The 15,072-nt window shown below is 70.5% G+C and carries 12 protein-coding genes and 1 pseudogene; 8 read left to right on the plus strand and 5 right to left on the minus strand.

Annotated features, from left to right (window positions below; all coding sequences use genetic code 11):
* Positions 1-121 precede the first annotated feature (121 nt).
* Positions 122-1,420 carry a class II 3-deoxy-7-phosphoheptulonate synthase gene (locus V7004_RS05900; protein WP_442968013.1) on the plus strand — a complete coding sequence of 433 codons (1,299 nt, stop codon included), beginning with the start codon at positions 122-124 and terminating at the stop codon, positions 1,418-1,420.
* Between the two features lie 26 nt (positions 1,421-1,446).
* On the opposite strand, the gene V7004_RS05905 is transcribed toward V7004_RS05900, so the two are convergent.
* Positions 1,447-2,652 carry a right-handed parallel beta-helix repeat-containing protein gene (locus tag V7004_RS05905; protein WP_334142725.1) on the minus strand — a complete coding sequence of 402 codons (1,206 nt, stop codon included), beginning with the start codon at positions 2,650-2,652 and terminating at the stop codon, positions 1,447-1,449.
* Between the two features lie 192 nt (positions 2,653-2,844).
* On the opposite strand from V7004_RS05905, the gene V7004_RS05910 reads away from it, so the two are divergent.
* From V7004_RS05910 to V7004_RS05930, 5 genes are all read left to right on the plus strand, one after another.
* Positions 2,845-4,614 carry a nitrite/sulfite reductase gene (locus V7004_RS05910; RefSeq protein WP_334142726.1) on the plus strand — a complete coding sequence of 590 codons (1,770 nt, stop codon included), beginning with the start codon at positions 2,845-2,847 and terminating at the stop codon, positions 4,612-4,614.
* 73 nt (positions 4,615-4,687) lie between these two features.
* Positions 4,688-5,365, plus strand: coding sequence for a phosphoadenylyl-sulfate reductase (locus tag V7004_RS05915; protein ID WP_334142727.1), 678 nt, complete (start codon positions 4,688-4,690; stop codon positions 5,363-5,365).
* Positions 5,366-5,474: 109 nt separating this feature from the next.
* Positions 5,475-6,392 carry a PaaX family transcriptional regulator C-terminal domain-containing protein gene (locus V7004_RS05920; protein WP_334142728.1) on the plus strand — a complete coding sequence of 306 codons (918 nt, stop codon included), beginning with the start codon at positions 5,475-5,477 and terminating at the stop codon, positions 6,390-6,392.
* Positions 6,393-6,421: 29 nt separating this feature from the next.
* Positions 6,422-6,955: a GerMN domain-containing protein gene (locus V7004_RS05925; protein WP_334142729.1), complete on the plus strand. Its 534-nt coding sequence runs from the start codon at positions 6,422-6,424 to the stop codon at positions 6,953-6,955.
* A 160-nt stretch (positions 6,956-7,115) separates the two neighbouring features.
* Entirely contained in the window at positions 7,116-7,556 is a 441-nt protein-coding gene (locus V7004_RS05930; protein WP_334142730.1) for a hypothetical protein, read from the plus strand.
* Positions 7,557-7,600: 44 nt separating this feature from the next.
* Here the strand turns inward: V7004_RS05930 and V7004_RS05935 are convergent, their stop codons facing one another.
* The 4 genes from V7004_RS05935 to V7004_RS05950 form a co-directional block, all read right to left on the minus strand.
* Positions 7,601-9,145: a Rieske 2Fe-2S domain-containing protein gene (locus tag V7004_RS05935; RefSeq protein ID WP_334142731.1), complete on the minus strand. Its 1,545-nt coding sequence runs from the start codon at positions 9,143-9,145 to the stop codon at positions 7,601-7,603.
* An 18-nt stretch (positions 9,146-9,163) separates the two neighbouring features.
* Entirely contained in the window at positions 9,164-10,633 is a 1,470-nt protein-coding gene (locus V7004_RS05940; RefSeq protein WP_334142732.1) for a vWA domain-containing protein, read from the minus strand.
* Between the two features lie 22 nt (positions 10,634-10,655).
* Positions 10,656-11,570, minus strand: coding sequence for an AAA family ATPase (locus V7004_RS05945; RefSeq protein WP_334142733.1), 915 nt, complete (start codon positions 11,568-11,570; stop codon positions 10,656-10,658).
* Positions 11,571-11,654: 84 nt separating this feature from the next.
* On the minus strand, positions 11,655-12,917 hold the full coding sequence (locus V7004_RS05950) for a glutamate-5-semialdehyde dehydrogenase (RefSeq protein WP_334142734.1): 1,263 nt from the start codon (positions 12,915-12,917) through the stop codon (positions 11,655-11,657).
* 35 nt (positions 12,918-12,952) lie between these two features.
* On the opposite strand from V7004_RS05950, the gene V7004_RS05955 reads away from it, so the two are divergent.
* A complete protein-coding gene (locus V7004_RS05955; protein WP_334142735.1) occupies positions 12,953-14,401 on the plus strand; it encodes an AAA family ATPase in 1,449 nt (482 codons plus the stop codon).
* Positions 14,398-15,072 (plus strand): annotated as a pseudogene (locus V7004_RS05960) (hypothetical protein); the annotation flags it as partial. The gene V7004_RS05955 and the pseudogene V7004_RS05960, both read left to right, overlap by 4 nt.

A 15,072-nucleotide genomic window follows, 5' to 3' on the forward strand; every position in this document is an offset into this window, starting at 1 on the left:
TCGCCGACCGAGCTGGCCGGGCCGATATGACGTTGCGGTCCGGCCGGCTCGTCCGGCAACGTGGAGACCGGTGACAACCCCTGCGACCTGGACCCCGAGCAGCTGGCGGGACCTTCCCGCCATGCAACAGCCCGACTGGCCTGACCCTGGCGCGCTCGACCAGGCGGTCAAGACCATCGCGGCCCTCCCACCGCTGGTTTTCGCCGGTGAGGCCCGCAGCCTCACCGCGTCGCTCGCCGAGGTCGCCGCCGGTCGGGCGTTCCTGCTCCAGGCGGGCGACTGCGCCGAGTCCTTCGACGCCTTCTCGGCCGACTCGATCCGCGACAAGCTGAAGGTCATCCTGCAGATGGCGGTGGTACTGCAGTACTCGGCGGGAGTGCCGGTCGTGAAGGTGGGTCGCATCGCTGGCCAGTTCGCCAAGCCGCGGTCCGCGCCGACCGAGCGGGTCGACGGGGTCGAACTTCCCTCGTTCCGTGGGCACATGGTGAATGACATCGCCTTCACCGCAGCGGCCCGCCAAGCCGATCCCGACCGCCTGATCACCGCGTACCACCAATCCGCGGCCACCCTGAACCTGCTCCGGGCCTTCACCAAGGGGGGATTCGCCGACCTGTCACGGGTCCACGCCTGGAACCAGGAGTTCGTGGCCTCCAGCGCGGAAGGCCGCTCCTACGAGTTCGTCGCCGACGAGATCGACCGGGCGCTGCGGTTCATGGCCGCCTGCGGCATCGACACCCAGGCCGTTCCCCAGCTGCACACCGTGGACTTCTACACCAGCCACGAGGCGCTGATCCTCGGCTACGAGGAAGCGCTCACCAGGCAGGACTCGCTCACCGGTGACTGGTACGCGTGCTCGGCCCACATGCTCTGGATCGGTGAGCGCACCCGGCAGCTCGACGGCGCGCACGTGCACTTCCTCTCCGGGGTCAGCAACCCGGTCGGCTGCAAGATCGGGCCCACCGCCTCCGCCGACGAGGTGCTGGCGCTGTGCGAGGCACTCAATCCGCAGAGGGTGCCGGGCCGTTTGACGCTCATCACCCGCATGGGAGCGGACAAGATCGAGTCGCAGCTCCCACCACTGCTGCGAGCGGTGAAGGAGGCGGGTCACCCCGTGGTGTGGGCGTGCGACCCGATGCACGGCAACACCTTCACCTCACCGAGCGGGCGCAAGACCCGCCACTTCGATGCGGTGCTGGCGGAGATCGCGGGCTTCTTCCGAGCGCACGAACTGGTGCAGACCTGGCCCGGCGGGGTGCACATCGAGCTGACCGGCGAAGACGTCACCGAGTGCCTCGGCGGCGCCGACGAGATCCTCGACGCCGACCTCGACACCCGCTACGAGACCATGTGCGACCCCCGGCTGAACGCCCGGCAATCGCTCGATCTCGCCTTCCAGGTGGCAGCTCTGCTCCGTACCTGACGGGTCCGCTTGGAAAGCCAGGCCGGCTACCCGGCGTAGCGGGGTTGGGCCTGTGCAGCCTGCTCGGCAGCTCCACCAGGAACGGTCGTGGTCGTCGAGGTAGGCGGTGGGGCTACCTCGAGTTCATAGGCCCCGCTGTCACAGGCCGCGCCCTGCGGCCGTGACACCCCTCGCTGGTCGGTCGCCGGACAGCCACGAGCAAGGGCGTTGTCGACCGCCGGTGACCCCGCGGGGATGGCCATGGTCCGGGTCGGCCCGCCATTGTCCGCGAGAGGCGCGAGCTGTGGGTCGGCGCCTTCGCGGTCATTGGTGGCACCCAACGCACATGAGGTGTCGGCGACGACGTTCCCACCCCCCGAGACGGTGTCTACATCACCGTCGTAGATGCAGGCCTGGTCGTCACCTTGGAGGATCGAGCCTGTGACCCGGAACGTGAGGTTGTCCTCGAGGTAGAGACCGTCGCCAGCACGGGATGAGGAGTTCCCGGCGATGGTGACGAACGACAACTCCAAGGTGCCCTCCGCCGCGTAGATGGCACCCCCAGGCCCACCGGCGCGGTTTCCCGTGATGGTGCTGTTCTCGACTCGTATCACGACTCCCTCGTAGGGGGCGTAGATGGCCCCGCCATCTCCTTCCACCGAGTTGTCGGCAATGGTCGATCGGCGCACGGTGAGCTCACCGTAGAACGGCCCTTCGTCCGTCATGATCGAGGCGACCACCACGGTGCCGTCGCTGTCGATGTTCTCGTTGCCCACCACCTCCACCTGGTCGAGCAACAGCGTCCCGTAGATCAAGACGGCAGGACCACTGTCGCTGCTGCCGGTGAGGGTGAGCCCGCGGACGGTCACGTTCGCCCCACCGTTCACGAAGAGCAACGTGTCTCTGGACGGGCCATCGAGCACGGTGAGCCCGGCGCCGGCTCCGGAGATCGTCAACGTGACGCCGTCTTGCACGATCAACGCATCGCCGAGGTCGATCGTCATGGCCGGGACGGTCACCGAGGTGCTCCCGCCGGAGGCGTTCGCCTCCTCGACGGCGGCACGCAGCGTGCACGGACCGGAGCCGTCTGGGGCCACCGAGCACTGCCCGTCGCCCGGGTTGCCGTCACCCTGGTCCCCGTTCGAGTCGACGGTGAAGATGGCATCAGCACCCGCTGGCGCGGCTGGCACCAACCAGCAGGTCACACCAACCATCGCAGCGGTGAGTGCGATTGCGCGTCGCCAGATCCCCATCAGGTTTCCCTCCTCCCCGGAACGCTGCCCGCCGAGCATAGAGCACCACCGCCTCGCGGGAATGTTGATCGGTTGAGTCAGGATTGATAGGGTGAAATTCTGATCGGATTAGTCGAGTTTGTCGGCCCCGCCGGCCGCCTCGCACTGGTCCGAATGAGGCCGGCACACCGGCGTCCGAGCTGAGGGAGCGAGATGCTGCAACGGGAGATCGACCCCGCGATGGCGGCGGACATCGCCAAGTTCGAGGAGCAGCTCGACCGCTACCTGCGCGGCGAGCTGCCCGAGGACGTGTTCCGGGTGTTCCGCCTGAACAACGGCATCTATGGCCAGCGCCAGGGCGGCCACCACCAGATGGTGCGGGTCAAAGCCCCGTACGGCGCAATCACCGCCGAGCAGCTCGACCTGTGCGCCCACATCGCCGAGGAGTACTCCCGCGGGTGGGGCCACCTCACCACCCGACAGAACATCCAGTTCCACTTCGTGCCCCTCGAGCGGGTTCCGGCGTTGATGCGCGACCTCGCCACCGTCGGGCTCACCAGCCGGGAGGCCTGCGGCGACACGGTGCGCAACGTGCAGGGCTGCCACCTCGCGGGCGCCTGCCCCTACGAGGTGCTCGACATCAGCCCCTGGGCCGAGGCGACGTTCCGCCACTTCCTGCGCAACCCCCTCAGCCAGCGGCTGCCCCGCAAGTTCAAGATCAACTTCTCGGGCTGCAGCACCGACTGCGGGCAGGCCATGTTCAACGACGTGGGCGTCGTGGCGGTGACCCGCCGACTCGACGACGGCCGGCTCGAAGCGGGCTTCCGGGTGTACATCGCAGGTGGCCTGGGAGCGAACCCCCACCCGGCGCTGGCGCTCGAGGAGTTCACCGCCCGGGAGGACCTGCTACCCACCATCGAGGCCTGCCTGCGGGTGTTCGACCAGGCCGGCAACCGCGACAACAAGCTCCGGGCCCGCATGAAGTGGCTGATCGACACCCTCGGCTTCGAAGAGGTGCAGCGGCGCATCCTCACCACCCGCAAGTTCCTGCTCGCCTCCTCGAGCTGGCCCGGCGGCATCCCCGAGGAGGTCGAGAAGCTCGGTGACGCACCCGCCGGGGTGGCGGTCGGTGTGACCCCCACGACCATCGGCCAGGGCACGCCGGTGGCCCTCCGGGGCACCCGTCCCTACGAGCGGTGGGTGGACGCGAACGTGGTGCGCGGCGTGGCCAAGGGCACGGTGTCCGCCTACGCGTACGCCCGGCTGGGGGACGTGACCGCCGAGCAGTTCCGGGCGCTGGCATCGATCGTGCGCGAGCTCGGGATCGAGGTACGGATCACCAACCGGCAGAACTTCGTGTTCCGAGGCCTCACCGACCAGCAGCTCCCCACCCTGTTCGCCCGCCTGGAGGCGATCGGCATGGCCGAGCCGGGCGCCGAGCTGGCCCGGGACGTCGTGGCCTGCCCGGGTGCGGACACCTGCAACCTGGCGGTCACCCAGTCGCGGGGGCTGGCCGACGCCATCGGCACCGCGCTCGAGGACGCCGGGCTGGCGGAGGTGGGCGGGGTGCGGATCAACATCTCCGGCTGCACCAACTCCTGCGGCCAGCACCACGCCGCCGACATCGGCTTCTCGGGCGCGGAACGCCGGGCCCACGGCCAGGCCGCACCCGGCTACCAGATGCTCCTCGGCGGCTACGTCGGCCAGGAGCGCATCCACTTCGGTGACCGGGCACTGCGGCTGCCGGCGAAGAACGCCCCGGAGGCCGCCGTGCGGGTGGTGAGCCGCTTCGCCGCCGAGCGTGAGGCGGGCGAGACCTTCCGTCAGTGGCTGGATCGTTCCGGGGGCGCCAAGGCCGTGGCCACCGAGCTCCAGGACCTGGACCACTTCCCCACCCCGGAGGAGAACCCCGACTTCTACGTCGACTACGGCGAGACCGGCCCATACGTGGCCGAGGTCGGCGAGTCGGAATGCGCCACCTAGCGCTCGAGGACCCGGAAGCACCCGAGGCCGGAAGCACCTGAGAAACGAGCGGACGACCACTCGAGAGGCCACGATGCCAGCACGCTCCGACATCCCCACCTTCACCGACGCGGAGCTCGCGGAGCTCAGCGTCGAGTTCGAACGGCTTCCCGCGTCGAAGATCATCCAGTGGGCGGTCGACAACTTCGCCCCGCACCTCGCGCTGACCGCGTCGATGACCGACGCGGTGCTCATCGACCTGGCCGTCAAGGTCGACCCGGCGATCGAGGTGGTGTTCATCGATACCGGCTATCACTTCCCGGAGACCCTCGAGACCGTCGAGCGGGTGCGGCGGCATTACGGGCTGAACCTGCGCATCATGACCGTCCCGCCCCACGACGAGGCGCTCTGGCAGGCGGACCCGGAGAACTGCTGCTCGGCGGTGAAGGTCGGCCAGCTCGACCGGGCCCTGGCCGGCAAGGCGGCGTGGATGTCGGGCCTGCGCCGGGCGGAGGCCGACTCCCGCGTGCACGCACCCATCGTCGCTCGGGATCTGCGGGGGCTGGTCAAGGTCAACCCGATCGCCACCTGGACCGACCAGGACGTGGCCGGCTACATCGCCGATCACGGGATCCTCGTGAACCCGCTGCTCGAGCGGGGCTACACCTCGATCGGCTGCATGCCGTGTACGCAGCTCCCGACCGATCCGGACGATCCCCGCTCGGGTCGCTGGGCAGGGCGAGACAAGACGGAGTGCGGTCTGCATCTCTGATCGCCTGGCTCCAGACGCCGGGCGCGCTGCACGCCAGGTGAGGCGGGCGGCGAGCGCGACCTGCGGGCGCGACTTGCGGGCCCAGCAGGAGTCGTTGCAGCATACGGTCGTGGCGGAAACGACCGGTGTTGGATCGACCGCCGAGCGGGCGGGAACCCCGGACGAGCTGGAGATCCCCACCCGGGTGCTCGTGCTGGGCATGGCCCATCATGACGGGACGATCCTCGCCTCCGAGCTCTACCCCGTGGCCGAGGCCTGCGGGCAGACCGCGGATCAGGTGCGCTCCTGCCTGCGCCGTCTGGTGGCCGAGGGCCTCTTCGTCCGCAGCGGCGAGGGCCGCGACGCGGTCTTCGCCGCCACCGAGGCTGGGCTGCGAGCGCTCGGGGCCTCGCTGGAGAAGGCTCGCCTGGCCTACGCCCAGGACGCGGCGGGCAAGGGCTGGGACCGCACCTGGCGCCTGATCGCCTTCGCCATCCCCGAGACCAAGCGGGCGGCGCGCGACGCCTTCCGTGACCACCTGCTCGAGTTGGGAGGCGCGGCCATCCAGAACGGCCTGTACGTCTCGCCACACCGCTGGCACGACGATGCGCTCCGGGAGGCCCGCCGGCTCGGGGTGGCCGAACACGTGACCGCCGCGTCGACCGACGATCTGGAGATCGGCGGGGAGCGCGACCCCCGTGCCCTGGCGGCGAAGCTGTGGCCGATCGAGGAGGTGGCCGCCCGCTACGAACGCTTCATCGCCATCTACGAGGGGATCCCGGAGGACCTCGAAGAGATGCGCCGCCAGCGCCGCCGGCTCACCGAAGCGGAGTTCCTCCCGGGCGCGTTGATCATCGGCATCAAGTTCCAGGAGTGCTTCAACCTCGACCCGCTCCTGCCTCCCGAGCTGCTCCCCCGGCCATGGCCGGGGCGGCGCGCCCGGGAGCTGCTGGCCCGCAGCCGCCGGCTGGGCATCCTGTTGCGGGAGGAGCACAACAAGCCCCAGCTCTTCGCCCCCTGGGACGACGTCCTCGACAGCATCCCGTGAACCGCCGTCGCGTCGCAGCTCCGATTGCCGTGCTGGCCCTGCTGGCCGTGCTCGCCGGCGGGTGCGCGAACGGGGATCGGGCCGGTGACCACCAGCCCGAGGGGCCCACCACCACCGGCACCGCCGCGCCCTCGACGGCCCCGCCGCCACCGGTGGTGGCCCCCGAGGGCGCGGTGTTCACGATCCGGCCGTGGTTCGTGACCGACGCCGGTCTGGTCCAGGGCGAGGAACGCCTGGTGCAGGGGCCTGACGTGCTGGCCTCGACGCTCGAGCAGCTCCTCGCCGGGCCGACCGACACCGACCGCTTCTTCGGACTGGACACCGGTATCTCGTCCCGGGTGCGACTCCGATCAGCGACGGTCGACGGTGACACGGTGGTGGTGGACTTCGACCGGGCCTTCGAGACCGCCGACACCCAGCCCCAGGTGGCCCAGGTGGTGTGGACCCTCACCGAGTTACGAGGCGTGGCGAAGGTGAAGTTCCTCATCGACGGTGAGGACAACGGCGCCACCGGCGTCCGACCCATGGGTCGCAACGACACCCGGGTGCAACCCGCGAGCTGACCAGGACGGGCGAGCCGTCTCGATGCTTGCCGGGAGCGCCACCCCCCAACTAGGGTTCAGGCCGTTCACCCTGCTGCCGGCGTGGCCATGACGCGCGCCTGCTGCCGGGAGTACCGGGAGGAGAAGCATGCGCACGCGCAACTGGTCCAGGTTCGGGACGATGCTGGCAACGGTGGCAGCCACGCTGGCGGTGAGCAGCCTGGTGTGGGCCGGGCCCGCAGCCGCCGGGGATCCGACGGCGACCGCCGACGGGACCTGCGAGGCCGGCGAGGGCTTCATCCTGGTCGACATCGCCGACACCATCGGCGCAACCTACGACATCTACATCGACGGGACCCTGGTGGACGAGGATGTCACCGCCTCCAACGGCGACCCCTACAGCTACGGCCCCTACGACGACGGCACCCACACGGTGACCGTGTACTGGTACACCATCATCGACAACGTGTGGGCCACTGTCGAGATCCTCGACACCGAGGTCACCCTCGAGTGCACCCCCGAGCCGACCACCCCGAGCACGACCGTGGCACCCTCCACCACGGTGGCTCCGACCACCACGGCAGTGACCGCGGCGGTGGCCGCCCCACGGTTCGCCGGCTGACCGTCCCACCGTTCAGCGACTGACCGCCAACGGATCGCTGGCGGTCAGTCCACCCGGCGGGCGGCGATCCGGCGGTTGGTGGCGTTGGCGCAGGTGCCGGTCGACAGATCGAAGGTCCAGCCGTGCAGCTGGCAGGTGAGCGTGCAGCCGTCCTCGCCGATCTCCCCGAACTGAGACAGATCCGCCTGGCGGTGAGGGCACCAGCGCTGCACCAGCCAGTCCCCCAGGCGGATCATCTCGTCGATCTCACCGTGGGAAGCCGCCACGGAACGCTCCAGCACGTCGATCCGCTCCGGTGAGAGGGCCTTGAGGAACGAGAACAGCTCCTCGCAGTACGCCCCCGGCCGCCAGGCCCGGAAGCGCAGCGAGAGGAACAGGTTGTTCGACAGGTCGACCACCCGGTTCCGGATGCACCACTCCAGGAGCGGGGCCGGCAGATCGAGGCGGTACTGGTACTCGGTGCCGCCGTCCCAGGGCCCGATCCGCTGGTTGACGAAGTCGACCAGCACCTCCTGGTCACCGGCCCGGATCAGCACCGCCCGGCCGATGGTGGCACAGGTCTTCGGTGCCCGGGTCATGAGCGGCTCCCACCAGGCGGCGAGCCGCCCGGCCAGATCGGGCTGCGGTGCAGGCCAGCCCTGCTTCATCACCTCCAACCACGGCAGCCAGTCGGCCTGGTAGCGCTCCAGGTAGCGCCGCTTGTCGGTGAAGATCGCCCGCACCTCGTCGTCGGGCATCGGGTGGGTCACGGTGAGCGAGGGGGGCTCATGGCACACGTCGAGGGTGGTGCCGGGAATGGCCAGCACCCCTCCTTCGATGCCCTCGGCGTCGAGCCGCTCGAGGAAGACCGTGGCGTCGGGGAAGATGCTGTCGGGGGCCCGGTCGAAGTCGTTGAAGTCCCACAGCTCCGGGTCGAGGAAGCACGGCGGCCCGGCGGAGGGCACCACGTGGCGGGCGCCCACCGCCCGGGCGTAGCCGACCGCCCGGGCGAGCTGCGCCTCGCGCTTGGCCCGGGCCGCCGCCGAACGCTCCTCCGGGGGCATCTCGTAGACCACCGGCCACCACATGGCGCCCGAGAACTGCAGGAACACCAGGTCGATCGGTCCCAGCGAGCGGATCGCCGCCACGTCACTGGGGCGGCAGTCGTTCATGTTGAGGATGCGGGCGGTCTCGTCAGCGATCACGACGGCCGAGTCGCCGATGGGCCCGTCGGAGGGGGCGGTCTCGGCGAAGATCGCCACCTGCAAGCCGTCGAGGTCGAGCTGCTCGCCGTTCGGGCAGTGCACGACGTTGCCGAAGCCCAGCTCCCGCAGCGCCTTCTCCAGATCGGGGGTGGGGAACTCCGGCAGCAGCACCGGGGTGTCCTTGTCGACCCACTCGCTGAGGAACGGGGCGTCGAAGTGGTCGTAGTGCAGGTGCGACACGTACAGGTAGTCCGGGCGGCGGAGCCGTTCCTTGTCGAGGCCGTCGTTGCGGGGAAACACGAACCACGAGCCGTGGAAGGCAGGCACGAACCACGGGTCGCACAGCACCGATCCGTGCTCGGTCTCCACGAACAGGCCGGCATGGCCGATGACGGTGACACGCATCGGGGCGACGGTAGCCCCTCAGGCCAGGTTCTCGACGAATCGCTCGAGCTGGCGGAGGTTGCGGCACTCGAAGGTGCCGTCGGTGTGGATGCCGTACTCTCCGACGATCGAATCGCCGGTGTTCCAGTAGGCCCGCGGCTCAGGGTTGAGCCAGTACACGTGGCGGGCCTTCTTGCGCATCTCCTTGATCACCCAGGCCTGGCTGGCGTGGTAGTTGTTGCGAGCGTCGCCGAGGATCATCACCGTGGTCTTGGGCCCGATCTCCCGGCCCCAGCGGTTCCAGAAGACCTCGAAGGCGTGCCCGTAGTCGGAGTGCCCGTCGACCCAGACCACGTCCGCTTCGGTGTTGACCCGGTGCACCGCCTCGCCGATGTCGTCGGTGCCCTCGAAGAAGCGGGTGACCTCGTCGATGCCGTCGATGAACACGAACGCCCGCACCTTCGAAAACTGGTTCGAGATGGCGTACACGAGCTGGAGGGTGAACCGGGCGAACGCGGCCACCGAGCCGGAGATGTCGGCGATGACGAAGATCTCGGGCTTGGCCGGCCGGGGGTACTTGAACTTCGGCTCGGCGGGCACCCCGCCGTAGCTGAGCGAGTGGCGCATGGTGTCCCGGAAGTCGAGCGGTCCACGACGCCCGTGCTTGCGCTTGCGGGCCAGGCGGGCAGCCAGCTTGCGGGTCAGCGGGTAGATGGCCTTGCGGAGGTTGGCCATCTCCTCCCGCGAGGCGTGCATGAAATCGACGTCTTCGGGCAGCGGCTTGCGCAGGGTCTTGGCCATGGCCTCCACGCCGCGGTCGGCGACGAGACGGCGGCGGATCTCCGCTTCGACTTCCTTGCGGAGCCGGTCGAGGCGCGCCTCGAACTCGTCGCGCTCCAGCCGTTCCTCCAGGGCGGTGAGCGGCTGGGGGGCGTCGCGGCGGGTCTGCTCCATCAGCCGCTCGAGCACGTTGTCGAGGTCCAGGTTCCGCAGGGTGCGGTACAGGTAGTAGGTGCCTCCCACCGGGCGTCCCGGTTCCATGCCCGCGTAGCGGGTCACCGCTTGCCGGGCCAGGGCCCGCACCAGCGCGTCGTCGCCGTGCAGCAGCGCCTGGTAGAGCATCTCGGCCAGCTCCTCGGGCGACAGCGCCTCGCCGCCCGCGCCCGCGAGCTGCCCCGCACCCGCCATCTCCGCCGACTGCGGCGCTTCCCCCTCGGGACCTTCCTTCTCGTCGGGGCGCAGGCGGTACTGCCTGCCCCGCAAGGAGAAGTACACCTCGAAGACGGTCTCGAAGGCCCGCCAGTGGGCGTCGTTCTTCACCAGGGTGGCCCCGAGCGCGTACTTGAACGCGGCCCGGTCCTCGAGCGGGATGTGCTTGACCGCCTCCATGGCGTCGAGGTTCTCGGTCAGGCTCACCGGCAGGCCGGCCTCGCGCAGCTCTCGGATGAAGCCCTCGAGCAGCTCGAGCATCGGCCGGCCGCTGGTGGCGGGAACGGCGACGTCGCTCACCGGATCCTCGGGCGCATCACGCTCACGGCGCCACCTTGCCGAGGGAGCGCCGGCCACCGTCCTTGTCGTCGGTGAGCTCCTTGACCGCCTTGGCGATATCGGTCTGGTACTTGAGCAGGATGTTGATGGTCTCGGTGGCTTCCTTCTCGGTGACCGAGTCGATGCCGAGCAGCACCAGGGTGCGGGCCCAGTCGAGGGTCTCGGACACCGAGGGTGCCTTCTTCAGCTCAAGCTGGCGGATGGAGCGCACGATGCGGGCCACCTGATCGGCGAGGTTCTCGGTGATGTCGGGCACCTTGGCCAGCACGATCTCCTTCTCCCGCTCCAGGTCGGGGTAGTCGATGTGCAGGAACAGGCAGCGGCGCTTGAGGGCTTCGGAGAGCTCCCGGGTGTTGTTGGAGGTGAGGAACACGAGCGGGATCTGCGTGGCCGCCAGGGTGCCCAGCTCGGGGATGGACACCTGGTAGTCCGAGAGCACCTCAAGCAGGAGCGCTTCGGTCTCGATCTCGACCCGGTCGACCTCGTCGATGAGCAGCACCACCGGCTCCTCCGCCCGGATGGCCTCCAGCAGCGGACGGGTGAGGAGGAACTCGTCGGAGAAGATGTCGGTCTCGATGTCGTCCCAGGTGGTCTCACCCTGGGCGAGGTTGCGGTCGGCTTGGATGCGCAGGAGCTGCTTCTTGTAGTTCCACTCGTAGAGGGCCTTGGACTCGTCGAGGCCTTCGTAGCACTGCAGCCGGATGAGCCGGGCGCCGAGGATCTCGGCCACCGACTTGGCGAGCTGGGTCTTGCCGGTGCCGGCGGGACCCTCGACCAGCACCGGCTTGGCGAGCCGGTCCGCGAGGTACACGACCCCGGCGATGCCCTCATCCGCGAGGTAGTTGACCTCGCGCAGCTGCTCCCGCACGGACGCCGGCGACTCGAAGCGATAGTCCATCCTGCGAGCCTACCGGCGCTCTTGACCGCCCGGTCAAGGTAGGAGCGGCGGCCGTCGAGGACGGGGGCCGGATCGGCGGGCCGGTCAGCCCCGGACCTGGCCGCTGCCCCGCACCACGTACTTGGCGGTGGTCAGCTCCCGCAGCCCCATCGGCCCCCTGGCGTGCAGCTTCTGGGTGGAGATGCCGATCTCCGCGCCGAAGCCGAACTCGCCCCCGTCGACGAACCGGGTGGAGGCGTTCACCAGCACCGCCGCCGCGTCGACCTCGCGGCAGAACCGCTCGGCGGCCTCCAGCGAGCGGGTGACGATGGCTTCGCTGTGGCCCGAGCCGAACCTGGCGATGTGGTCGATCGCCGCGTCGAGGTCCGGCACCACCCGCACCGCGAGCTTCAGGTCGAGGAACTCGGTGGCGTACGCCTCGTCGTCGGCCACCCCGGCGCGGGGCACCAGCGCCCGGGTCCGCTCGTCGCCGAGCAGCTCGACGCCCTCGAGCGCCTCGGCCGCCCGTGGCAGGAACGACTCGGCCACCGATTCGTGCACCAGCAGGCTCTCCGCCGCGTTGCACACGGACGGGCGCTGCGTCTTGGCGTTCACCACGATGGCCAGCGCCATGTCGAGATCCGCCGACTCGTCGACGTAGACGTGGCAGTTGCCGTCACCGTCGATGACGTAGGGCACCGTGGCGTGCTCGAGGATGGACCGGATCAGCGCCGGGCCTCCCCGGGGGATGAGGCAGTCGATCGTGTCCCGCTGGCGCATGAACTCCACCGCGGCCTCATGGCTGGTGTCTTCGAGCAGCACCACGCAGTCCGCCGGCAGGCCGGCCTTGCCGATCGCCTCCCGCAGCACCGCGGTGATGGCCACGTTGGAGTCGATCGCCCCCGACGAGCCTCGCAGGAACGCGGCGTTGCCCGACTTCAGGCACAGCGCCGCCGCGTCGCTGGTCACGTTGGGCCGGTTCTCGTAGATGATGGCGATCACCCCGAGCGGCACCCGCACCCGCTCGATGCGCAGCCCGTTGGGCCGGACCCACCCGTCGAGCACCTCCCCGACGGGGTCTGCCAGCGCGGCGACCTCCCGCAACCCCTCGGCCATGGACTCGACCCGCGCCGCCGTCAGCGTCAACCGGTCGATGACCGTGGTGCTCGCACCCGACTGGCGGGCTCGCGCCACGTCGGCCGCGTTGGCGGCCAGCACGTCGTCGACGCGGGCCACCAACAGGTCGGCCGCGCCGCGCAGCGCGTCGTCCTTCACCGCGGTCGAGGCCCGGGCCAGCACCCGCGACGCGGCCTTCACCCGCCGGCCCAGCTCGGCGATCGTCACGCTCGACTCGTCAGGGGACGCCACGGGTAGCCAGGCTACCCGCCACTAACCTCGCCGCCGTGCGGATCGACCCCGGCCTCGACACCGCCGTGCGCGCCTTCGTCGACGAGCTCACCCCCCGGCTCGAGGCCATCGTGGCGGGGCTCGACGGCGGCGACCCCGGCACCGCCCGCCAGGACGTGACGCTCGAGGCGTACAACCTGTGCCGAGCCTTCATCGACGCCGACGGCCTGGCCACCGATGACGAGCTGTGGGCGTTGATCCAGGCGTTCTCGCCCCGGCTCGACACCCAGCTGCTGCGGGCCACCCCGGCGGACGTGCGGGAAGCAGGCCTGACCGCCGGCGCCCGCGGCTTCCTCGACGAGCCCTCCACGATGTTCGAGATCCTCCTCGGGGTGGACGGCCGCGAGGGCAGCGCACACGCCCGCGCCTACTACGAGCAGGCGATCGCGCTGGCCCACACCGTGGCATCGCTCGACCTGCATCCCAGCCGGGCCGAGCTGGTCGCCATCGAGGGGTTCCGGGGCATGCTGCTCGATGCCATCGCCCGGGCCCGGCCCGCCCCGCGGCCGGCAGGCACCGGGCCCGAAACGCCGACCCCCCGGTCCGGCGGCAAGGGGCGAGACACCGAGTCCGAGCCGGAGGAGCTGCCCCCGCCCCGCCCGCTGGAGGAGCTGCTCGCCGAGCTCGACGCGCTGGTGGGCATGGAGGCGGTGAAAGAGGAGGTGAAGCTGGTCGCGGCGCTGATCCAGGTGCAGAACCTGCGCCGAGCCCGCCAGCTCCCCGTGCTCGAGCAGAGCCGCCATCTCGTGTTCACCGGCAACCCGGGCACCGGCAAGACCACCGTGGCCCGCCTGCTGGCCCAGATCTACCGCACGCTCGGGGTGGTGGCTCGGGGCCATCTGGTGGAGACCGACCGGGCCGGGCTGGTGGCGGGGTTCGTGGGCCAGACCGCGACCAAGGTCACCGCGGTGTTCGACCAGGCCGACGAAGGGGTACTGCTGATCGACGAGGCGTACGCCCTGGTTCGGGGCAGCGAGCAGGACTTCGGCCGGGAGGCGATCGACACCATCGTCAAGCTGGTGGAGGACCGCCGGGATCGGATCGTGGTGATCGCGGCGGGCTACCCCGACGAGATGGACGCGTTCGTCGACGCCAACCCCGGCCTGCGATCCCGGTTCCCGAAGACGATCTTCTTCCCCGACTACACCACCGACGAGCTGGTGCAGATCTTCCAGAGCCTCTGCGACCGCTCCCACTACCGGCCCGACGAGGAAGCGCTCGAGGCGGTGCGGGCGTGGCTCGACGCCCAGCCCCGGGTGAAGGGCTTCGGCAACGGCCGGCTGGTGCGCAACCTGTTCGAAGCGGCCGTGGCCCGCCAGGCCACCCGGGTGGTGGCGATCGACCAACCCACCGACGACCAGCTCGTCGGGCTGGTCGCCGCGGACATCCCCGCGATCGGTGAAGGCCCCGGCACCGCGGGCCCGACCGCCGGGCGGGCGCCATGAAGCGGATCGCCGCCCTCCTCGCCGCGGCCGGCATGATCGCGGCTGCGGTGCTGGTGCGCGGCTGGCTCGACCAGCGCGACCAGCCCGGCGGGGGGAGCAGCCCGGCGTCGGGGAAACAGCTCACGCTGGTGTGCGTCACCGAGCTGGAGGCGGTGTGCGCCCAACTCGCCCGCAACCAACCGGGCATCCAGGTCCGCACCGAGGACGTGGCCACGACCATCGCCGCGCTCAGCGCGAGCGACGCCGACGCCTCCGCGATCGACGGCTGGCTCACCTTCGCCCCGTTCCCCGAGCTGGTGGACGAGCAGCGGGCCCGGGCGGGCCTCCAGCCCGTCCTGGCCGACCCGACCGCGCCGCTGGCCCGCTCCCCGCTGGTGATGGCGGTGTGGAACGACCGGCGAACGGTGCTGGAGACGACCTGCCCGGCCGGTGGGATCACCTGGCGATGCGTCGGCGAGCTGGCCGGGCGACCGTGGGTGGACCTCGGTGGGGGCGCGGCGTGGGGGGCGGTGAAGCCCGGCCAGCCCGCGCCGGACCGCACCGCGGCCGGTTGGCTGGCCCTCGCGCAGGCGGCGGGGTCGTGGTTCGGCCGCACCGACTTCGCGGCCAACGACTTCCAGGACCCGGCCTTCCGCCGGTGGTTCGAGCAGCTCGAACGAGGGGTGCCGTCC

It is taken from the genome of Rhabdothermincola sp. (genome assembly GCF_036846205.1).
Lineage (GTDB): Bacteria > Actinomycetota > Acidimicrobiia > Acidimicrobiales > Acidimicrobilacustridaceae > Rhabdothermincola.

Excerpts from the sequence above, each read along its gene's own strand:
- V7004_RS05900 (WP_442968013.1), top strand. The coding sequence starts at position 122 with ATGCAACAGCCCGACTGGCCTGACCCTGGCGCGCTCGACCAGGCGGTC.
- V7004_RS05905 (WP_334142725.1), bottom strand. The coding sequence starts at position 2,652 with ATGGGGATCTGGCGACGCGCAATCGCACTCACCGCTGCGATGGTTGGT.
- V7004_RS05910 (WP_334142726.1), top strand. The coding sequence starts at position 2,845 with ATGCTGCAACGGGAGATCGACCCCGCGATGGCGGCGGACATCGCCAAG.
- V7004_RS05915 (WP_334142727.1), top strand. The coding sequence starts at position 4,688 with ATGCCAGCACGCTCCGACATCCCCACCTTCACCGACGCGGAGCTCGCG.
- V7004_RS05930 (WP_334142730.1), top strand. The coding sequence starts at position 7,116 with ATGCTGGCAACGGTGGCAGCCACGCTGGCGGTGAGCAGCCTGGTGTGG.
- V7004_RS05935 (WP_334142731.1), bottom strand. The coding sequence starts at position 9,145 with ATGCGTGTCACCGTCATCGGCCATGCCGGCCTGTTCGTGGAGACCGAG.
- V7004_RS05945 (WP_334142733.1), bottom strand. The coding sequence starts at position 11,570 with ATGGACTATCGCTTCGAGTCGCCGGCGTCCGTGCGGGAGCAGCTGCGC.